Genomic DNA, 20,520 nt, shown 5'->3' on the forward strand with positions numbered 1-20,520 from the left:
AGCACTGTTTGAAGACCGGTCGCTCGAACTCGGCTGTCTCCAACGGCGACAGCTAGACCGTCGCGACCGACTTCCCACTGACTTCTGTCCGACAGTATACCCACCGACGTGACGAGGAGACCAACTGCTTCAACCGATCGCGCGGGTATGGCTATCGGCTTCTCTCACTCTCACTCTCACTCTCACTCTCACTCTCACTCTCACTCTCACTCTCACTCTCACTGGGCACCGAGCGACGACGACGGCAGTCGTATTGATCGACTCATTGGCCGATCGCACTCGAGAAACAGCTCATCTCTCGGTTCGAGTTGCGTTCAGTACCGCTCGCGACCCGCGATCCACTCAAAACGGGTCCGTCCGTAGCTTCCACAGGTCATCGAAGTTGATAACCTCGACATCCGCACTATCGACGTACCCGAGGAACGTCTCGTAGTCGCCCTCGGGCATCGTATTGTTCGCGTCGAACTCGTGGAAGTTCAGGATCGTACACTGGTTGTGCGCCTCGGCGAGATCGACACACCGTTTCGACGTACTCAGGTCGTGTCCGATCGTCCGCGGCAACGCCATCGGGTCGAATCCGTAGACGGTCGTCGTGTTGACGTTCCCCGACTGGTTGAACCCGCCGCAGTAGTGGTAGTCCGTGAGATACTCGAGGCTCGTCTTGTCGTAACTGTTGTTCGGATAAACGATGTAATCCGCGCCTTCGAACTCGTTCTCGATGAACCAGCTCTTGTCGCTCCGGATGCGGTTCTCGAGTTCAGCCTCGTCGTCGTACTCGTGGAGCGAGGTGTGCGTTCCGTGGACGACGATTTGATCGCCCGCTGCCTGGCGATCCTCGAGTTCCGAAACGGACATGATGCCGTTGCGCCCGTCTACTACCCACCGCGGGACGACCGCCTGGACCGCTGAGAAGCCGAACTCGTCGTGCAGCGGCGCAGCGGTGTCATAGAAGTCGCGCGTGCCGTCGTCCCAGCTCAGCATGACGTAGCCAGTCTCCGGTTTCTGGTGGGTCCGAAGGTCGTCGATCCAGAGTTCGGCTTCGTCCATGGAGTGGAGAACCCGAATTTCGAGCCGGTCGGCATCGTCCAGCGACGGCGCGATATCGCTCTCTTCGAAGACGCCGGGACTCGCGCGGAACCAGCCGACATCGGGAGTGCGATACGTGATCTCGCGCAGCGAGTAGATCCGGTCGCTTCCATAGGAGTCGACGACGCGCAGGTTAACTGTGATGTTCTGGGGCGTCGTGGTCCGAACGGCAAAGGAGTAGTCGTTGCCGGTCAGATCGGTTCCCGAGATATCGCGTTGTGCGACGATAGTCTGGCCGTTCTCGCTCGTCAGACGGAGGCTTTGAGAGCCGTCGAAAGAAACGTCCTGATCGGCCTCGCCCGATCCGCGCGCGATCTCCCAGGCATCGATATCCTCGAAGTCGTCGAGGGAGTCGCCCGGCTGACCGTACTCCGTACGGCTATTGTACTCGGTTTCGAGGGACGGAACGCCGTCGGCGAGTGCGGCGACATCCGACGCCCCGTTCTCGGCGGATTCGTTTCCCGACGATCCGTCGTCGGTCGATCCGCCGCGCAGTGGCTTGAGCCGGTCGGTACAGCCCGCCAATCCGGCGACCGCAGCAACGCCCGATCCGGCGAGGAATCGGCGTCGCGTCGCGCGTCCATCTGTCATGGTGCTCAACCGTACTGATAGTGACGGCATTATTATGGCTCTGATAGGCACCTGCGCGGTGCTCGTGCGGTTCAACTGAACCCCTCTATTTCGACCGGCTCGGGCCTTAGCAACGGCATAGTTAATGGGAATTCGACCCCAGATCAGAGGAGAGACAGACTCGCGGGGATGGTCGGACCGTTCCGGCATCCCCGCGACGAAACGCCGTCCACTCCCACCACAGCGGAGAGTACTAATATTAATGATGAACAAAGAACTGTTTGGTGTATTCGGTGGTAGCGAGACGTTCGAGCGGTTTCGATCGCGCGACGAGTTCGACGAGGTCCTCTCGGGACCGTCACTTACAGTTGCGATCAGAGATCCCGGTCTCGACTATCCGGGCTGGAGCGCAACGTATGCGGACGAAACCGGCTGCTGTGTAATCTGGGGCGAGGCCTACGTTCCCGGTGACGAGCAAAACGCCGCACGCTGGCTGCTCGACCAGTACGACACGCACGGGCTCGATGCACTGGACACGCTCAACGGTTCGTACCTGGCTGTCCTCGATATCGACGGTGAAACGCCGTTCGTCGCAACCGATCTCGTGCGCTCACGGGAGTGTTTCTACACCGACGACCCCGGTCCGCTCGTCTTCGGCACCGACGCCGCCGAAGTCGGACAGACGATTCCGGACCCCTCACTCGACCGGAACGGTATCCTCGAGTTCCTCCACATGGGTCTTGCGCTCGGAGAGAAGACGTGGATAGACGAACTCTCGCGGCTTCCGATCGATAGCCGGCTGACACCGCACGGCGTCGACTCACTTTCCCGGTTCGTCTACCGACCGGCCGACCCCGACGCCTTCGACTACGTAGACGAACTCGCGTCCCGTCTCGAACGGGCGCTGCGGCGGCGCTCGTCGAATCCCGGGCCGAAGGGGCTCTTGCTCTCTGCGGGGTACGATTCCCGCATCGTGCTCTCACAGGTCGACGACATCGACCACTGCTATACCGTCGGCTCGCCGGATGCACAGGAAGTGCAGGGTGCAAAACGGGTTGCGAACCAGTACGGTGCAACACACACCGCGTTTCAACCGGACGAACGCTATCTGCTCGCCGACGAGTCCAAGGTCCAGTACTCACAGGGGATCAAAGAGTCGCTTCATATTCATCACGCCGGCTATACCGACGAACTCACGGACGAAGTCGAGACGATGTACCACGGCCTGCTCTGTGATACGTTCTTCCGTGGACACTTTACCGCACAGGACGGGGTCGATGTGCTCGGGACATGGGTGCCGTTTCAGCGACTCGATCCCGATCCCGATCCGGTCGCGGTCTTCCTCGACAAGTACGGGTACAGCCGCGAGCAGAGCATCGAACTGACCGAGCGGACGGGGATCGACAACGATCCGGAACAGTTCGTCGAGGAGGCGATCGCCGCCGAATTCGCCGCCAATCGCTCGCGCGCAGAGTGCATTCAAAACGCCCTGACCTGCTGTGGTATCGCCAACCAGCCGTCGGTTCCGTTCCACAACCACCTCGCCGACCAGTTCTTTGCTCCGTTTCTGGCAACCGATCGCGAACTACTCGAGTGGCACCTCCGAACGCCCCCGCGCCTCCGGACGACCGAGACCTTCTTACAGGCTTGCAAACAGCTCGACGACGATATTCTCCGTCACCGGCCGCCGGATCGCCCGCACGACGGCATGCTGCTAAACGAAGTTGAGGGGTTCGTCAGGCGCAAGACGCCGCTTCTAACCTCGTTCGAGCCCCCGTGGCCCGACCGGCGAACGCTCTTCGAGAAACACGGGTTCAATGACCGACTGCTCGGCGAGTACGAGAACATCCACCCGATAGCACCCAGACACAAACTCCGCGTGGCCGACCTGCAAACGTGGCTCGACTCCTGGGATGCAGTTGCTAGTGACACAATCCCATGGTTGCAATCACCACCACGGATTATGTCCTAGTACAGCACCCGAACGACCTGTTTCTTGACATCGGGAACGGATTCTAACGGTTCCTCAAACAGCCGCTAACAATCATTTAGATCGTTTACTGGATTTGAATCGTGAGAATACTTATATACCACGAAGATTTAGGCTGGAATATGCGTCTGACGCCGTCTTGGTTGCGCTCTTCGTCAGCCGACACGGTCGAAGAGCAATCAGTAGATGGCGATTCTCCGGGGGTCTTACTGCACACTATCGCCGGCGTGGCTGGGGCCAGTCCACATCCCAGGACCAATACTGCCACCGCTAGGACCTTCGCAAGTTCGAGTACAAGTACGAGCACAGACACAAACACGAGTTCGGGCTCACGTTCAGGATCGAGTCCACCGACAGACCGTGGCACGGACACTAACACTGACACCGACGCCGACGGCACCCACACCCACACCCACACTGCCGACTCTACCCCTGCTGCGGTTCCCGACTCCGATGAGGAACTCCTCGCGCTCCTTGCAGACATGCGAACTCCAGTTACTGTCGATGAACTCGTCGACCGACTGGTTCACAGTGCTGACCAGCAGGAGACAGCGGGTACGTCTGCAACGGTGCAGTCGACACGCACTCGAACGCCGTCGAATCCATCGGCGGTACAGCAATCACAGTCGACATTAACGTTCCCGTCGACTCCACCGACACCACCGTCTTCCGTCCCGATCGAAACGTGGGCGACTATTCACGAACACCTCCATCAGAAGCGCCTTCCTGCGCTCAACGAGGCTGGTTCGATCACGTTCGATCCGGAACGCGGCCTCGTGGAACTTCCCGAGACGACTGCAGACGAACAGTCATTTTCGCCGCCGCTCCTTGGTCCGATTCTGGTCGGACTCCTGTTTCTATTCGTTGCACTCGCATCGGCATCAGTACTGACGGCAGTAACGCTTACAGTAGCTGCAACGACGTTTGCAGTGTGGATGCTCCCGGTTTACGGGCTAGTATAAGGAGTTTCGGTAATCGCAGTCGTCCGGATCAATTGATAAATCGACTGGCAGTGACCAGTGTGAACAGCAGCAAGATTAGTGCGCTCAGTCCGATTCCCGAAACGATCGAGAGGACTGGGAGTTCGAGGACGGCACCCAGCAGCGCGACGTAACAGACGGCGGTCGCACCAATGTAGTAGTCGTCGCTGACGGAGATCGATGTCTCGTCGTTTTCGCTCGATTCGTCCGTCTGCTCGTCGACCTGCAGGTACTGATCGACTTCGTCCGCGAGCGGCTTGCGTTCGACAATTCCGCGATTTTGCTGATAGTCGATGACGCCGGCTTCGTCCAGTTTCGAGAGGTGGGACTGGTACAACGGGATGTAGACGCGCTGGCGCTCCGTCGAAGTGAGCTCTGCAACCGTCGTATCGTGTTCCCACGCAGCTACCTGCTCTGCAACGTCACGCATGCGGACGGCTTCGTCGGTGCCGCGGAGGTACCGCAGAACCAGCCGCCGGCGTTCATTTTGCAGTAGGTGAAATATTTCGTCTTCAGTGAACGACTCCACGTCTGAACCGTCGGCTGCCTCGTCAACTGCGTCGTCTGCAGTTTCCTGCCCGCTCTGTTCTTCCGAACTGACATGTGTCGTTGTCATCGAACCAGTCTTCCCTAATCAGGTGTGGGTAATAAAGTGTAGAAACCGGACATTCCAATTGAATCGGCTTCACGATATTTCAGCGACCGGCATTCGATTTTATGCCATTTTATAACTCCAGTAATACGCTCATTTAGGCTATATAATGCCGGTCTCAAAATACTCTTGCCCATTAATTACTGCTATTACAGAGTGAATACTTCAAAACACTATCGCTGAATTTTCGATAGTTCTGTTCAGTATGACTATCCAGAACCAGCGAAAGACATTAGTCCAGCACATATGTCTGGGTTGTGGTATAATGGGTGGAGTTCGGGGGTAATTTCACCGGGTGAGCGGCCCTTACCGGGGCGATAATAAACCACCTAGGACCCGTCGTCGACACCATGAGCGACACCGACTGGTGGTTTCTCGACCTGGCGATCGTCATCGCGAGTACTGGTGCCCTCTCACTCGGGCTTTTCCTCCCGCTACCGGGTCCTGTTCGCATCGGACTGGCACTTCCGCTGTTACTCTTCCTCCCCGGGTATGCGCTCGTCTCCGTGCTGTTTCCGGACGAAGCCGCCGACGACGATCAGGCGTTCGACGAGGAAAAAACGGGTCTTGGGAATCCCTTATTGCACACCCGTGGTCTCGAACTCACTGAGCGGGGAATCTTGTCAGTTGTTTTTAGTGTTGCGCTTGTCCCGGGAATCACCCTTCTTGCCAGCGTAACCCCTTGGGGTATTACCTTCGAACCAGTGCTTTACGGGATTACGCTGGTGACCATCGTGCTGTCCCTACTCGGAATCGTCTCTCGCTACCGGTGTCCGCCGGATCGACGATTCGCGATGACCCCGACCGAGAACTCGCTGTTTTTCACACAGGTTCAGAATCGAGCGTACTCCGGCACGAATCCGCGCCCGTACAATCTCGGAATCGCACTCGGTGTCGCCGTGTTGCTTTTGAGCGCAGGGTTTGCCGTTGCCAATCCCGCACAGCACGACGATGGCTACACCGAGTTCGCGGTCCAAACCCAGGAAGTCGACGGTGATGTACAGACGATGTACAACGATACGTACACGGCCGGTGAGTCCCAAGAGTTGACGGTCTCGATTACAAACGAAGAGCACACGGAGCAGACGTATACGACAGTGATGCTGTTACAGCGGGTGAACGAAACCGACGCTGGTGATTCCGTGACTGTCGCGGAGGAAACGCAACTCACCACTACCTCGACGACAGTCGCTGATGGCGAGACGAGTGAACCGACGCTCGAGTTCACGCCGTCGATGCAGGGTGAGTCCCTTCGGTTGACGCTCTTGCTGTACAAGGGTGAGCCGCCATCGGATCCGAGTTCGGAGTCCGCCTACCGGGAGATCCAGTTACCGATCGTCGTCGAATAGAACCGTCGCTCGACGGATTACGGTCCGATCAGTCCTATCGCCTTTGTTCCAGTCGTCCGCTCCGGTCGGTCGCTCTCGAGTTCTCCGAAGACCAGCCCTCGACGGGTTTGTCCCGAGTCGCAGTCCGCGATCGATTCGCTGGTTCGCAGAATTCAGTTCCACTGCAGCGGTCACCTGTTCTTTGCTGTGGAAACTCCTATGTCACCATCAACCAGGCCCAAACACGGTGGCCAGCTACTCGGGGAAGTCGATGATGAGTCCCGTCTCGATCCACGGTTGCCCGAGCAGACCCGGTCGCGGGACTAGCTGTGCGACTCGCAACCGATATCTACCGTTGCCGGGAGAGACGTACAGTCGTTTGTATCGGACGACGTGGGCGAGGGTGTCCCCGGGCGTCCACGAATACAGCTCTCCGGGACCCTCGTATCCAGGGTCCAACGAATACAGTTCGTCAATCCGCTTGGATGGTGGGGTTACGTCGGCCACCGAGTCGGGCGTTCTGTGGAGCCCGTATAACAGCCCAGCACGGGTCAGCTGCCTGTCGTGCTCACCCTCGTACCGATCGAGGAGCGCACCGCTCAGTCGGAAGTCGGTCCAGAGTCGGTCCGTTCGATTCGCGTCGTTCGTGTCCGCTCCGGGAAAGCGACCGTTCTCGATGAGCCGGCGGATCGCTGCCTCGTCGTCGAGTTGTGCGGGAGAGAGCGGCAGGGCATCTGCAACCGTCTCGGGCGGCCACAGTGGGCCGCCACGCACGTAGGGGGACTCCACGCTGGCCGCGGCAGTTGTTCCGGACGCGTTCTCGCCGCGGACCCCGAGAAAGCGCGGCTCAACGAGCGTCCGCTCCCCGAACAGCGTCGACCGTCGGCCGATAACCACGCCGAATACGTCGAACATGCGGTCGGTGGTGGATTCGTCGATCCCGGTATACTGGACGCCGAGGAGGTGGGTGACGGACGCCTCCGGCAGTTCCGATCCGGACCGGTACTTGCTGTACCAGAGCGTCCCGACCTCGGGCGTGGTGTCGAGACGCCGCGTGTCGAGCTGCTCGATATCGGATCGGTGAACGGGGTTATCAGTTACGTATCCGACCACGCCGATACCGCCAACGCCGGCGGCGCCACCGATTCCGAGGAGCTGCCGCCGGCTGAGAGTGTCTCGAGTCATGCGCTCGGTCGCTTGCCGCTTCGTGCCGTACTGCGTTCGGTTCTCGGACAGCCACGAGCGGCCGTCCCGCTACAAGCGTTGCGGGCGGCTGCGAGCGCCACCCGCCGACGGTCGTCGATGAGCGGGCTGCGGAGGCGAGGACCGTTTCGTCAGTGCGGCGATTCGGGCAAGTCGTCTGCTCTGTTCTGTTCACCGCTTTGAAATATATCCTGTGGTCTCCGTCTGACCGCGTGGCGGGTCGAGTAGTTATCGGAGCAACAATCGATCTCACCGTTACTGTCACGAACAGCGTGCTGACTCGATGGAAATTCTGCTATCCCATGAGAGCGTGAAACAAGGATGGGACGCAAGAGACCGAGCTGTATTCCGTGCCCGAGAGCACGTGGTGCTGANTGGAAATTCTGCTATCCCATGAGAGCGTGAAACAAGGATGGGACGCAAGAGACCGAGCTGTATTCCGTGCCCGAGAGCACGTGGTGCTGACTGGTCCGAGTGCGTAGGAAGCCGAGTCCTGGGCATCACAGCCCGACTGCCGCTCCCGGCGGCAGTCGGGAAAGCCCGCATAGGTGAATCTCCGTTTCACGCACCACCGTCCCGAGGTGAACCCAATGTTCATCGGAATCGACGTACACAAACGGTACTCACAAATCGCAGTATTNAATCTCCGTTTCACGCACCACCGTCCCGAGGTGAACCCAATGTTCATCGGAATCGACGTACACAAACGGTACTCACAAATCGCAGTATTAAACGAGAACGGTAAGATCGTCGAAGAGGTTCGCGTCGAAAACGCGANCAGCAGTACGCTGGGTCAAAAGCCGCGCTTGAAGCGACCAGCAACTACTACCACATCCATGATACTCTTTCAGAGTATCTGGATGTGACTGTCGCTAACCCCGGCGAATTAAAATTGATCTCCGACTCGGACAAGAAAACTGATCGCGTCGACGCGAAACAACTACGTTCTTGGAGGAGGGGCGCTGGAAGCCCGTGGTGGGTCGCTTGGGTGAGGATCACTACGTGTTCGTCCAGTTTGGCCACAACGACGAGGTATCCTCGAAAGAACAGCACACGACCGAGGAGCAGTTCGTCACCAACCTTGAGACGTTCGTCGAAGAAACACGCGACCGCGGAGCAAAGGCGGTATTGCTCACGCCCATCGCGCGCCGTCACTTCGACGAGGACGGCGAACTGAAAGACACCCATCGAGTCTACTCGGAGCTGATACGAGACGTCGCACGGACGCGTGACGTGCCGCTCATCGACGCGGACGAGCGGAGTCAGTCACTCTTGGGAGAACTGGGGCCGGAACGATCAAAATCCCTCTACAATCATCTGCCGCCGGGTGAACATCCCAACTATCCCGACGGGGTGGCCGACAATACGCACTTCAGTGAGTCCGGAGCTCGCCAGATGGCCGAACTAGTACTAGACGGGGTCGAAGCATTGGACCTCGAGCTGGCTGCCCACGTCGTCCGGGACAATCAGTAATTGTGACAGTGGATACAATCGGGGGCAGTGAACTCTCTATCGGGGCCGGGTGTGAACGGGAAAAATAGCGCGGCGACGAAACCGACCGACTAACTCGCCGGCGACGGCGTACACATGGTTACCTCGCCGTTCGTGTAGACCGTCGCCTGGTCCGGACTACAGAGCCGATCCTGACTGACCTGTTCGATGCGACCTGGGCCATCGGCGGTACCGAAGTACGTCGCATCGGTCGATTGCTCGGTCCGGTAGACGACGTAGTCATGGTCGGCGGACCCGCCGTCGGGGACCGTCGCCGTCGTCGTCGACGGATAGGCTCCCGTCCGACTGAAGACCGTTTGATACGGATGGTCCGTGTGGAGTTGTTGATCGGGTCTGATATTGTCGCCGTCGGGGCTCCCCGTGAGCTCTCCGATGCTGTCGACGGCGGCGAGTTCAGCTTCGCTGTAGGCGAGTTGTTCGTGCTGCTCGGAGAAGACCGGATTCTCGGTGTTGCTTTCGGCGGCGAGGAACATCGCGCCGGGGTAGATGAGTGCGAACAGCACGAGGCAGGTGACGACGATGCCGGGAGAGAGGTTCCGAGCGAACGTGCGCAGCCCGATCGCACCGAGGATGGCCATCGGCGCGTAGAGGAACGCGAACCAGCGCGTCGGAATGAAGTTCCGGATGCCGAACATCGGCAGGACGAGGACGAACACGAGCATGATTGCGGCGGCGAGCAGGAGGGTGAACACCGACTGTTCGGCCCGGCGGCGGTGGACGACGTAGAGACAGCCGACGAACGTCACACCGAGTAGGAACAGGAAGCCGAGGACGTCGATATAGGGGACGAGCTGTTCGAGAAGCGTCGGTGCGGCGGCTTCGGCACCGGCTTCGCTGGCTCCCGCGCTGCCGCTTGCGATGTTGAGGAAGCCGGCGCTCTCCTCGAGCGTCTGCCTGAAGTACCTCAGAATGGTTTCGAGGAACGATTGATCGCGGTAGGGCGTAAGTGACCAGACGAAGATCGTCATGCCGAAGTTGAAGACGACGAGGCCGATGAGGTTGACCGGCTTCTTCGCGCGGAAGACGCTCGTATCGAGCCGCGTGAGTCCGAAGGGGCCGACGATGAAGACGACCTGGGCGACGAAGGCGGCGAGTAGCAGGACGAGCATGATGAACGTCGACACCTGGTGGGTGAGGATGACGGCGACGCTCGAGAGGAGCAACAGCGAGAAATCACGTATCGTGTATTCGATACGCATCACGCGGATGAGGGCGTACAGGACGCCGAGGAAGAACACCAGCCCGAGGCTCGTCGGAATGAGGTGCATGCCCCAGTTGGCGACGTGGCCCGCGAACGCGAACAGCGCCGTCGCCAGAACCGCCCAGCGCGCCGAGACGAGCAGGTTCGTCGTCGCGTAAATGAGCAACACCGACAGCGGCATCACGATCCCGACCGACAGATACAGCGCGAGTCGAAGCGGCACGTCGAGGAGGAGCGACGACGCGACGACGAGCAGGTGGTAGAACGGCGAGGCGTAGTGCTTGTCGTGAGAAATCGCGCTCAGGGACTCTTGGGCGTGTATCGAATCGACGAATCCCATGTGGGTCCAGATGTCGATTCCAATGTAGCCGGGTGTGGCGTACAGCGCCGTGAATCGGAAGACGAGCGCGAAGAGAACGATCTGTGCCAGTAACAGTCGCTGGTTGAAGTCTCGTGAACTCGTAAAGAGGATCTGGACGAGGATGAGCGTCGCGAGCACGCCGGCGAGCCCGAAGAATACCGGCGTCCGTTCGCCCTGAATACTGGTCAGAACGATCAGTCCGCCGAGCCCGACCAGAACGACGCTCGGAAGCGCCATCGAAACGCTCGTCGGCAGTCGCGGCATCGTCGTTTCGCGGTCCTGCTGATACAGCGCGACGAGGTAGAGTCCGCACGCGATGGCCAGGACGAACGGGACCGTATCGAGGTAGACCTGCGAGACGAACAGTTGGAGCGGGAGCATTGCCAGTGCGAGTAGCAGCCCGCCGATCGCCGCGACGCTGTCCAGTCGGAGCGGGCGCAGCTCCGACAGCGAGCTATATCCCACGAGAAACACCTCGTTGGGAAACGGCGGTCTCGTTCGACTCCGTCGTCCCGAGCAACTCTTCGTAGAGGGTGACGAGCCGGTCACCCATTGCATCGAGGCTCAACCCGTCGATACGCTCGCGTCCGTCCGAGGGGCTGCCGTCCTCGAGCGTGGCTGTGAGTCCGGCGGCCAGTTCCTCGTCGTCGTCGCTGACGACGCAGTTCGAGAGGTGCTCGATCGTGTCGCCGACGAAGCCAACGTCCGTCGAGACGATCGGCAGGTTGCAGGCGGCGGCCTCCTTGACCACCATCGGCCCGCTCTCGCGCTTCGAGGTCACCAGCAGTACGTCGCTTGCGTTCATGTAATAGGGAATCTCCGTGTGGTCGACGCCGCTTACCGTTCGCAGTTCGATCTCCGCATCGGCTCGCTCGACGAGTCGCTTCGCCCGTGAGAAGTCCTTGACCGACCGCGACTGATCGTAGGGAAAGAGCGCAATCTTCCGCTCGCCGTCAGTCTGCCAGCCCACCCGTTCGCGTGCCCTCTCCCGTGGGATCGGTCTGAAGAGTTCAGTGTCGACGCCGAAGGGGATCAGTTCGTGGTCGGTCTCGAGTTCGCGTGCCATGACCGGACTCGGAACGACGGTGGCGCTTGCGTGGCGTGCTCCGAACCGACTGATCGACTGGAGCCACTCTTGGTCGGCCATGAGGTCGGTTCCCCACAGCGTCAGGACGACCGGTCGGGTCGGCTGAGCGAGCGCGAACGGAGCGACGAGCCCGTAGTTCGCGTGGACCAGGTCGTAGTCGTCGGACCGAAGTTCGGCGAGAATCCGCGGATAGAATCGGGCGTAGTCGAGCGGCGTCCGTCCCGAATCGCCGTGGTGTTCGCCGGGGACGCCGACTACCGTACAGTCGACGCCGCGATCTTCGAGTACCGACACCTGCTGATCGAAAAACGGCCGTGGCGTGGTCACTACCTGAAGTACCTTCATCGTTTGCTCACCTAGCCGAGATTCGCTGCGTGTTTCGTCTGTGTCGGACGCCCACCGCGGGCGGTCGTCTCGAGCGTCCGGACGATCACGTCCGTCACATCGACGCGCTCCGCGAGCAACCGTTCGCGCCGCGTTGCCCACGGGTCGTCCTCGCGCTCGATGATCGACACCGCTTTCTCGAGCGCCTCCACGTGGCGGTTCTCGTCGCTGAACTCGAACAAGAGTCCGTATTCCGAGTCGAGTTCGGCCGTGTAGCCGAGCGAGAGCGAGTTCACGTAGACCGACGGGGTGCCGAGGACGGCGGCTTCGGCGGCGGTCGTTGCGCCCTCGCCGACGACGACGTCGGCGTAGGCGAGCAGGTCGTGCATCTTCTCGGGAGGTGTCTCCAGCTGGTAGGATTCGAGTTCAGCAGGCGGCTCGCCCTCCGCTGTGAGCAGGACGGTCGCGCCGGCGTTCTCGAGTCGGTCGACGACCTCGTGTGGGTCATCGAAGCCGCCGTGGCCGACGTCGTGTGAGGCTCCCCAACTGCTGAGGCGGACGACCGCGAACTGCTCGTCACTCTCGACGCCGGCCAGTTCGAGGACGGACGGGTCCGGTTCGAACCGGTCGGGGTGGAGATACGCCAGTTCGTGGTAGCCCGGGTACGAGACCTGTTTCGAACCGATCTCGTCACGATAGCACGTCGGCGTACAGATCACGTCCGCGAAGGGGTAGCCGAGGGACGTGATGAGTGTCGCGTGTTCAGTGTCGTAGAAGACGACGCTCTCGGTCCGGAGTGCCGTCGCGACGTGGGCGGCGGCGACGCCGCCGATCGCGGTGATGACGTCCGGGTCGATCGCTCGTGCTCGGCGCAACAGTCGCGCCTCGTAGGTCGCTTGGACGGCCGCCAGAGAGGGTAACGAGTTCGCATCGCCAGCGAGGACCTCGTAGTCGATACCGGCGGCCTCGAGCAAGTCGACCGCGACGCCGCTCTCCCGGGCGAAGACGTGAACCTCGTGGCCATCGGCCTCGAGTTCGTCGATCGCGTTCCGGAAGAAGTGGACGTGTCCGGGGTGTTGGATCGTGACGATAACTCGCATCGGTGATCAGTGGGGTGCCTCCGTGTGTAACGCGTGTAACGCGTGTGGCGCGTTTGCCCTGTGTGACCTGCGCAACCTGCGTGATGTGTGTGGCGCGTGTCGGCTATCGTCCGTCGCGGGGACTCGCGTCACAACCGCTGTACCCGTCACCGCAACCGACCGCTCGAGATCGGTCACGATCCCATCCCCCCGCCCCATCATACTCGTCGGTAGGTGAATCCGGCGTCGACGGCTTCGTCCTCGTCGATCGCGCCCGCAACGTCGATCAACGCCGGATCGTCGGCGAGTTCGCTCGCGACCGCTTCCGGATCGATCTGGGTGAACTCGTCGTGGGGCGTTGCGAGGACGATTGCATCGAAGTCCTCGAACGAGAGGTTCTCTTGGACCTCGAGGTCGAACGTCTCGCTTGCGGCGTCGGGATTTGCGATCGGGTCGAACCCTTCGAGGTGGATGTCGTACTCGTTGAGCGTGTCGACGACTTTGGACACCTTCGAACTGCGGAGGTCGCCGACGCCCGGTTTGTACGAGAGACCGAGGACGAGCACGCGGCTGTCGCGGAGCGTCTTGTGACACTGGTTGAGGGCCTTTATCGTCAGGTCGGCGACGTGGCCGGGCATCGCTTCGTTGACTTTCCGGCCGGTCTGCATCAGTTCGGGGTCGAAGCCTTCCTGTTCGGAGCGGTAGGAGAGGAAGTACGGATCGACCGGAATACAGTGGCCGCCGACCAGTCCGGGTTGGTAGTCGTGGAAGTTCCACTTCGTGCCGGCAGCATCGAGTACATCATGCGTATCGACGTCCATGTGCTCGAGCGCGACCGAGAGTTCGTTGACGAAGGCGATGTTCAGATCGCGTTGCGTGTTTTCGACGACCTTCGACGCTTCGGCGACCTCGATCGACGGAGCGCGGTGGACGCCGGCATCGACGACGGACTCGTAGAGTTCGGCAACGTCGTCGAGAACGGCTTCGGTCTGGCCGCTGACGACCTTGACGACATCCGAGAGCCCGTGTTCTTCGTCACCTGGTGTCGCCCGCTCGGGTGAGTAGCCGACGAAGAAATCCTCGCCGGCGGTCATGCCGGATGCGTCCTCGAGTTTCGGAATGAGAACTTCGCGGGTCGAGCCGGGATAGACCGTCGATTCGAGGATGACGGTCGTGCCGGCGCTCATCTTCGAGCCGACCGTCGTGCCGGCGCTTTCGACAAAGCTCAGGTCCGGGCGATCGTCGTCCCGAATCGGCGTCGGGACGGCGATGACGACGTATTCGGCATCGCTGATCGCCGTCGCGTTCGTCGTGTAGGAGATGTCGTCGTTCTGGACGGCCGCATCCGAGAGGTCGCCGGTCGTATCCTCGCCGTCCTGCAATCGCTCGACAGTGGTTTCGTCGACATCGTAGCCGATGACCTGATAGTTCGACTGGGCGAAGCCGACTGCAAGTGGCAGGCCGACGTAGCCGAGCCCGACAACGCAGATCGTCGCTTCACGCGTTCGCTGGTCGTCTTCGACGTGCTCGAGGGTCGTTCCAGACTCGGTCTGGTCGACTACCTGACGGCCATGCGTTCGCTCGTCCATTCGGTTCTCGGTATCGCTTATTGTCGGCGTCATGGTGTATCGTGTTGGAGGTTCGTCGCTGACCGGCGCACAACTCGTGCGGCGGCGGTTCGGTTCGTGCCCGATACCTCGAGTCCCGCTGGAGCGGGATCGCTCTCTATTCCGACAAGCATGGATGACCGGTTTACTATAGCGCTGATAAACTGTTGCAGCGAGAACACTGATTCGGAATCCGACCGCTCGGCAGCGCTCGGAGGTGATCTGGGCGATTCCGGGGTGACTGGACAGCGAGCGGCTTAGCAGCCTGCTAAACGTGTTTGTATCGACCCATAATGAAGGTCCCCTAGGTNGATCTGGGCGATTCCGGGGTGACTGGACAGCGAGCGGCTTAGCAGCCTGCTAAACGTGTTTGTATCGACCCATAATGAAGGTCCCCTAGGTTGGACTCTCAGTGCGGTCGTCGTGACTGCAGTGAGTTGCCGAGATCACTCACGATCACCCATCAGTCGCGAATCGACCGCAGTGGATCGACACACCATAGAGGCAGACGTTGCGGACGAACGCAATCGCAGACACAGATACAACGTAGATCAGAACCGCGAAATTCATGGCACCAACACCCAGAATCTGGTTCGATACCGGACCGCACGCACCGATGGAGGGAAGCGATCACTCCATCGATTCGGTCTCGGTTGCCACACCCGACGTAGACACGGTTGTCGCGACGATACCCCTTCCTGGGTTGGGCGAAATGGCAGGTGGATCGTCGTACTGGCCGTCGGCGATCCGTGGCGCGTCGATCTGGGAGGTGTCACTGATCGTGGTCCTGTTCCTGCTGATCGCCGCGCTGGTCGGCATCCGCATGCTTCAGGCATTCTCCACGCGCGAGCCCGGCGCTACCCAGTCGCCGAGCGCTGACACACCTGCTCCCGGTGCGGCTGGATCGACACGCTCCAATGCGAATCCAAACCCAAGTGCAGCCCCAGCGGCAGGAGCACAATCAGCCGAGCAACCACGCTCGTACGAGGATGTCGTGTCGGCCGAGACGCCCCCGGAGCTACTCAGCGACGAAGGGCGCGTCGTTCGACTACTCGTGAAACACGGCGGCCAGATTCGCCAGCACCAGATCGCCGACGAGACGGGCTGGTCGAAGTCGAAAGTCAGCCGAATTCTCTCGAGTATGTACGATGACGGCACGATCGAGAAGACTTCCGTCGGGCGCGAGAACGTCATCTCGCTCCCGGAACGCTCGGACGGCGAGCCGACGGGCACCGGCACCGGGACGACGACCGACAATCCCAATAACCCGGTCCCGTAAGCAACCCTCTGTTACAGCAGACACGGCACTTCTACAGCCACACCACCACACCACCCCTACCCCTTCTCGAAACCAACGCGTCAGTAGTACCGTCTCCGTTCCCTCAGCGGTCGGTCACACCCGATGGGTTCCGTTGTCGTCGCTCGCTCGGTTTTCGAATCGGCTCGGACTCCCGATCGGCATCAAAACTGACCCGGATCCCGATCAAAACTGGCTCGAACCGATCGGCACCGATCCGATCACAAACACGCTCGCGTTCGTTATCGCAAGCAGCGAGTCGACCCGCCAAGACGATCTAGTAGCAATGCGCTTTGACTGATTCTGCCCGACTGCCCCGCTTTGAACCCGAGACACAACCACACGACAGCCCACCGGCGAATCGAGTTCACGATGCACTCGTTTTCGAGGTCGCACGCTGCATGCCGCGCCGTCTGTCCCTTGCCAGCTCGTTCGCGTCCACTATGCGTGGCCGAGAATAGCACCGTGCAACCGTCTCGGAAGACAGATACTGCAACCGACCGCCGAGACTACTGGTCGCCGCAGACACTGGCTCACAACGACACGCGTCGCGTTCGACGTACCGCCGAGTCTGAACTCGTAGAGATCTACCCGGACACCACCCTTAGCGGCCTGCTAAACGGAACCTGTGCTGTGCACAACAGTCGAGCGGAGAGTCGCCATCGTGTTGCGAAGACGGTGCCTCTCGATACAGGAAACGCCTGACTCGATACTACCCGTTCGAGTTCGTCTATCTCAGATAGCTGCTCGCCAGCGCCTCTATCCGGAAGATATCCCGTGACTGCGGTGCAGTACATGTAACGGCGACCGTCTTATTCGCTCTATAGTAATCCCTGCAGGACTATTCGATTCGAGTAGATGCCCGAGACGTCCGACATTGGACGGGGCGGGTACGAACACATATATCGAGTTCAACGCACTATGATTCAGAATAGCACCGAATCCCGGGCAGCTGTCTCGAGCCGAGTTACTAAGGATACGACTGTCGCAGTCGATGCCGGTATCGGTGCCGGAACTGAAGCCGATACGCCGGTTCAGTCGTGCGGTGTGGCGGGAACGTTGACGTTGACGTGGAACGTCCCGAGCGATCGAACGGAGGTGAGCGGCTGATGTGTGGCATTATCGCGCGGATTGGACACGGTGAGGCCGCGGAAACGCTACTTACGGGTCTCGAAAACCTGGAGTACCGCGGATACGACTCCGCAGGGATCGCCGTCCAGAACGGCTCCGGCGTCAAGGTGCACAAGTGTTCTGGAGAGGTATCCGAACTCAAGTCGCAACTCGACGGCCAGCCCCACGGAAACATGGGAATCGGGCATACCCGTTGGAGTACGCACGGCCCGCCGACCGACGAGAACGCCCATCCCCACACCGACACCGTCGGCGACGTCGCGGTCGTGCACAACGGCGTCATCGACAACTACGACGAGCTCAAGACCGATCTCCAGGCGAAAGGTCACGAGTTCGAGAGCGACACGGACACGGAGGTCATCCCGCACCTCATCGACGAGTACCGGGATTCGGCCGAGGATACGGAAGTCGCAGTACGTCGTGCTGTCGAGACGCTCGAAGGCAGTTACGCCATCGCCGCAATCGTCGACGGCGAAGAGCGCGTCTACGCGGCTCGAAAAGGATCGCCACTCGTCCTCGGACTCGACAACGACGAGTGGTTCCTCGCGAGCGACGTTCCGGCGTTCCTCGATCACACGGACGAGGTCATCTACCTCGAAGACGGCGATATGGTCACGCTCGACCCCGACTCCTACCGCATTACCGATCTCGACGGACAACAGGTCGAACGATCAGTCGACACCGTCGACTGGGACCCGGAGGACGCAGGGAAGGGCGAGTACGACCACTACATGCTAAAGGAGATCCACAACCAGCCAACCGCGCTCTCGAACACGATCGAGGGTCGGGTCGAGAACGGTGACGTGGCGTTCGAAGCCCTCCCTGCGGGCTCGTTTGCAGAAATCGAAACAGTCCAACTGGTCGCCTGTGGGACCTCCTATCACGCCGCGATGTACGGCGCACAGCTCCTCCGAGAGGCCGGTCTCCGGACTGAAGTCGTCCGCGCGAGCGAGTACGACTCGACGGCCGGCCCTGTCGACGAGAACACCCTCGTCGTCGCGGTCACCCAGAGCGGCGAGACCGCGGACACGCTAGACGCGGTCCGCACCGCAACCGACCGCGGCGCACGGTCGCTCGCCGTCACCAATGTCGTCGGTTCGACCGCCGCTCGCGAGGCCGACGACGCCGTCTACATCCGCGCCGGCCCCGAGGTCGGTGTCGCCGCAACGAAGACCTACTCCTCACAGGCCGTCACTCTCGCGCTGCTCACCCAGCGCATCGCGGCCGACGTTCCCGAGGCGACCCCCGCCGCGGATCGCGAGGAGATGCTCGCCGAACTCGAACACCTCCCCGACTACGTCGATCAGATGCTCGAGTTCACCGAGGCGGCTGAACTCGCGGACGACCTGCTCGACAGCGAGTCGTACTTCTTCATCGGGAACGGGCTGAGCCGCTCCGTCGCGCTCGAGGGGGCGCTGAAGTTCAAGGAGATCACCTACGAGCACGCGGAGGGCTTCGCGTCGGGACAGCTCAAGCACGGGCCGCTCGCGCTCGTCACCGAGGCGTCGCCGATCTTCGCCGTCGTGACGGGAGACGGTGACGAGAAGACGAAGACGAACGCGATCGAAGCCCAGTCCCGCGGTGCGCCGATCGTCGCGGTCGGGCCGGACGATCACGCGCTCGTCGACGTCGCCGATGCGACCCTGTCGGTTCCGGACACCCACCCCGTCTGGGCGGGGCTGCTCGCGAACGTCCAACTCCAGCTCGTCTCCTATCACGCTGCGGACATGCTCGGCCGACCGATCGACAAGCCACGGAACCTCGCAAAGAGTGTCACCGTCGAGTAACGCCGCTGCGATTTTGTATCGATAGTCGATATCGTGTGACCCGAGTCGGTGCTGTTCTCCTGGTTCTGGCCCCCGAGTAACTGAGTGACTATGCTTGACTTCAGGACTGGCCTTGTCGTTGTCTCCCCGTTCCACCGGGTCCGAGCGGGCAGTACGCACAGACACGAACACGGCAGAGTCCACAGCGCAAGCCACCAAGCGATGCGTTCCGTCAACTCGGTACCCGTCAGTGCTTCGACCGATCACTGACGGGATCGACACCACCATACAGAAGGTCGGCGGCACCACTCGGTCTCACATGGGACTCGTTGCCGAATTCGAAATCACCTGCGAGGCGCTGCCGCTCGTCGAGGTTGCAACAGCCGTGCCAGCGGCGACGATGGAGGTCGACATTCAGTTCAATCACGGGAACCGGCCGCCGTTCATCGTTCACGTAACACGCGACCCTGCCGATGCCATCAAAGACGCCTTCGACACGTCGTCGTTCGTCGCCGAACACCACTGATCGGGCGGGCAGGGAACACCTCTCGATATCAGGTACTCCCGGCCGTTGGACTCGAGGCGCGGCTCGGCGACCACGTGGTGGACCTCTCGGGACTCCGTGCACTGGCCACCACCGACGCCATCATCGAGCGCATCCGCGTCACGCCAACCGGATGGATACAGACGGGCTGGTTTGCCGATCGAAACGCGTTCGCCGAGTTCAGCGAATTTTGGCAGCAAAACGCCGGGTTCACTCTCAGACGGCTTACCCGAGACGGTGAGCCCGAAGCGCCTGGAGACGGACTGACCGATCCCCAGCGGGAGGCGCTTCGAACGGCGTACGAGATGGGCCACTACGAAATCCCGCAGTCGGCATCGCTCGACGATATCGCCGCTGAACTCGGGATTACGGCGTCGTCGCTCTCCGAGCGCCTTCGGCGTGCACAGACCCGGCTTATCGAGACGACCGTCGGCTCGACGTGGCCACCGTTACCGGAGTGACTTTCGAGTTTCTGGCTCTGGTGATCGGACAACTGGCCGCCGATTTCGAGATGCCTGTCGGTCGGTCCCGAATCCGGAGTCTACCGATACAGATAGTGCCGCCGGCTGACGAGACTGGTCGTGCAGACGAACAACAGTACGTCCGTAGACCGGTTTTCCGGACCGACGAAGGGTTTGGCGAGAGAGAGAAAGGATAAGAAAGAGAATACTGCTGCGTATCGCATCTCCTGTGGTCGAAGATTCTCGACAGCGATCGATGCGGTCGCAAGCGATCCGATCCGGGTTGGTCGTCTTCAGGCGATCAGCGCCGCCTGTGACGGTCGCGTGAAAGCGTGACGCCG

13 protein-coding genes and 3 pseudogenes are annotated in these 20,520 nt (G+C 60.9%); 9 read left to right on the forward strand and 7 right to left on the reverse strand.

From position 1 onward, the window contains the following. Positions 1 to 342: 342 nt before the first annotated feature. Complete coding sequence (locus C484_RS19555; RefSeq protein ID WP_006827609.1) at positions 343 to 1,677, reverse strand: polysaccharide deacetylase family protein; 1,335 nt, start codon at positions 1,675 to 1,677, stop codon at positions 343 to 345. Between the two features lie 244 nt (positions 1,678 to 1,921). On the opposite strand from C484_RS19555, the gene C484_RS19560 reads away from it, so the two are divergent. Then, the gene (locus tag C484_RS19560) at positions 1,922 to 3,628 is read left to right on the forward strand and encodes an asparagine synthase-related protein (protein WP_049915796.1); all 1,707 of its coding nucleotides are present in this window, start codon (positions 1,922 to 1,924) and stop codon (positions 3,626 to 3,628) included. A gap of 500 nt (positions 3,629 to 4,128) precedes the next feature. Beyond that, on the forward strand, positions 4,129 to 4,608 hold the full coding sequence (locus C484_RS23785) for a hypothetical protein (RefSeq protein WP_006827611.1): 480 nt from the start codon (positions 4,129 to 4,131) through the stop codon (positions 4,606 to 4,608). Between the two features lie 28 nt (positions 4,609 to 4,636). On the opposite strand, the gene C484_RS19570 is transcribed toward C484_RS23785, so the two are convergent. Continuing rightward, positions 4,637 to 5,242 (reverse strand): DUF7344 domain-containing protein, encoded by a 606-nt coding sequence (locus C484_RS19570; RefSeq protein ID WP_006827612.1) that lies wholly within the window; start codon positions 5,240 to 5,242, stop codon positions 4,637 to 4,639. Positions 5,243 to 5,628: 386 nt separating this feature from the next. On the opposite strand from C484_RS19570, the gene C484_RS19575 reads away from it, so the two are divergent. Continuing rightward, positions 5,629 to 6,627 carry a DUF1616 domain-containing protein gene (locus C484_RS19575; RefSeq protein ID WP_006827613.1) on the forward strand — a complete coding sequence of 333 codons (999 nt, stop codon included), beginning with the start codon at positions 5,629 to 5,631 and terminating at the stop codon, positions 6,625 to 6,627. A gap of 234 nt (positions 6,628 to 6,861) precedes the next feature. Here C484_RS19575 and C484_RS19580 read toward each other — a convergent pair whose 3' ends face one another. Next, a complete protein-coding gene (locus C484_RS19580; RefSeq protein ID WP_006827614.1) occupies positions 6,862 to 7,791 on the reverse strand; it encodes a hypothetical protein in 930 nt (309 codons plus the stop codon). Between the two features lie 698 nt (positions 7,792 to 8,489). Here C484_RS19580 and C484_RS19585 point away from each other — a divergent pair. Further along, positions 8,490 to 8,752, forward strand: a pseudogene (locus C484_RS19585) (IS110 family transposase); the annotation flags it as partial. Next, positions 8,740 to 9,282, forward strand: a pseudogene (locus C484_RS19590) (GDSL-type esterase/lipase family protein); the annotation flags it as partial. The pseudogenes C484_RS19585 and C484_RS19590, both read left to right, overlap by 13 nt. Before the next feature lie 89 nt (positions 9,283 to 9,371). Here the strand turns inward: C484_RS19590 and C484_RS19595 are convergent. From C484_RS19595 to C484_RS19610, 4 genes are all read right to left on the reverse strand, one after another. After that, on the reverse strand, positions 9,372 to 11,348 hold the full coding sequence (locus C484_RS19595; protein ID WP_006827617.1) for a hypothetical protein: 1,977 nt from the start codon (positions 11,346 to 11,348) through the stop codon (positions 9,372 to 9,374). Next, positions 11,338 to 12,315, reverse strand: a complete 978-nt coding sequence (locus C484_RS19600) for a glycosyltransferase (RefSeq protein ID WP_049915746.1) — start codon at positions 12,313 to 12,315, stop codon at positions 11,338 to 11,340. Before C484_RS19600 ends, C484_RS19595 begins: the two co-directional genes overlap by 11 nt. An 11-nt stretch (positions 12,316 to 12,326) precedes the next feature. Beyond that, positions 12,327 to 13,394: a DUF354 domain-containing protein gene (locus C484_RS19605; RefSeq protein WP_006827619.1), complete on the reverse strand. Its 1,068-nt coding sequence runs from the start codon at positions 13,392 to 13,394 to the stop codon at positions 12,327 to 12,329. A gap of 197 nt (positions 13,395 to 13,591) precedes the next feature. Further along, entirely contained in the window at positions 13,592 to 14,995 is a 1,404-nt protein-coding gene (locus tag C484_RS19610; RefSeq protein ID WP_006827620.1) for a nucleotide sugar dehydrogenase, read from the reverse strand. Positions 14,996 to 15,596: 601 nt separating this feature from the next. On the opposite strand from C484_RS19610, the gene C484_RS19615 reads away from it, so the two are divergent. The 4 genes and pseudogenes from C484_RS19615 (at position 15,597) to C484_RS19635 (ending at position 20,179) form a co-directional block, all read left to right on the forward strand. Continuing rightward, complete coding sequence (locus tag C484_RS19615) at positions 15,597 to 16,259, forward strand: helix-turn-helix transcriptional regulator (protein ID WP_006827621.1); 663 nt, start codon at positions 15,597 to 15,599, stop codon at positions 16,257 to 16,259. Between the two features lie 133 nt (positions 16,260 to 16,392). After that, on the forward strand, positions 16,393 to 16,578 hold the full coding sequence (locus C484_RS19620) for a hypothetical protein (RefSeq protein ID WP_006827622.1): 186 nt from the start codon (positions 16,393 to 16,395) through the stop codon (positions 16,576 to 16,578). 808 nt (positions 16,579 to 17,386) lie between these two features. Beyond that, a complete protein-coding gene (glmS, locus tag C484_RS19630) occupies positions 17,387 to 19,195 on the forward strand; it encodes a glutamine--fructose-6-phosphate transaminase (isomerizing) (protein ID WP_006827624.1) in 1,809 nt (602 codons plus the stop codon). A 298-nt stretch (positions 19,196 to 19,493) separates the two neighbouring features. Continuing rightward, positions 19,494 to 20,179, forward strand: a pseudogene (locus C484_RS19635) (helix-turn-helix domain-containing protein). Positions 20,180 to 20,520: the final 341 nt, after the last annotated feature.

Source organism: Natrialba taiwanensis DSM 12281, from assembly GCF_000337595.1.
Taxonomy (GTDB): Archaea; Halobacteriota; Halobacteria; order Halobacteriales; family Natrialbaceae; genus Natrialba; species Natrialba taiwanensis.

Bases quoted from the DNA above. Each gene is read 5' to 3' on its own strand.
- C484_RS19555 (WP_006827609.1), bottom strand. From the start codon at position 1,677: ATGACAGATGGACGCGCGACGCGACGCCGATTCCTCGCCGGATCGGGC.
- C484_RS19560 (WP_049915796.1), top strand. From the start codon at position 1,922: ATGAACAAAGAACTGTTTGGTGTATTCGGTGGTAGCGAGACGTTCGAG.
- C484_RS23785 (WP_006827611.1), top strand. From the start codon at position 4,129: ATGCGAACTCCAGTTACTGTCGATGAACTCGTCGACCGACTGGTTCAC.
- C484_RS19570 (WP_006827612.1), bottom strand. From the start codon at position 5,242: ATGACAACGACACATGTCAGTTCGGAAGAACAGAGCGGGCAGGAAACT.
- C484_RS19575 (WP_006827613.1), top strand. From the start codon at position 5,629: ATGAGCGACACCGACTGGTGGTTTCTCGACCTGGCGATCGTCATCGCG.
- C484_RS19580 (WP_006827614.1), bottom strand. From the start codon at position 7,791: ATGACTCGAGACACTCTCAGCCGGCGGCAGCTCCTCGGAATCGGTGGC.
- C484_RS19600 (WP_049915746.1), bottom strand. From the start codon at position 12,315: ATGAAGGTACTTCAGGTAGTGACCACGCCACGGCCGTTTTTCGATCAG.
- C484_RS19605 (WP_006827619.1), bottom strand. From the start codon at position 13,394: ATGCGAGTTATCGTCACGATCCAACACCCCGGACACGTCCACTTCTTC.
- C484_RS19610 (WP_006827620.1), bottom strand. From the start codon at position 14,995: ATGACGCCGACAATAAGCGATACCGAGAACCGAATGGACGAGCGAACG.
- C484_RS19615 (WP_006827621.1), top strand. From the start codon at position 15,597: ATGGAGGGAAGCGATCACTCCATCGATTCGGTCTCGGTTGCCACACCC.
- glmS (WP_006827624.1), top strand. From the start codon at position 17,387: ATGTGTGGCATTATCGCGCGGATTGGACACGGTGAGGCCGCGGAAACG.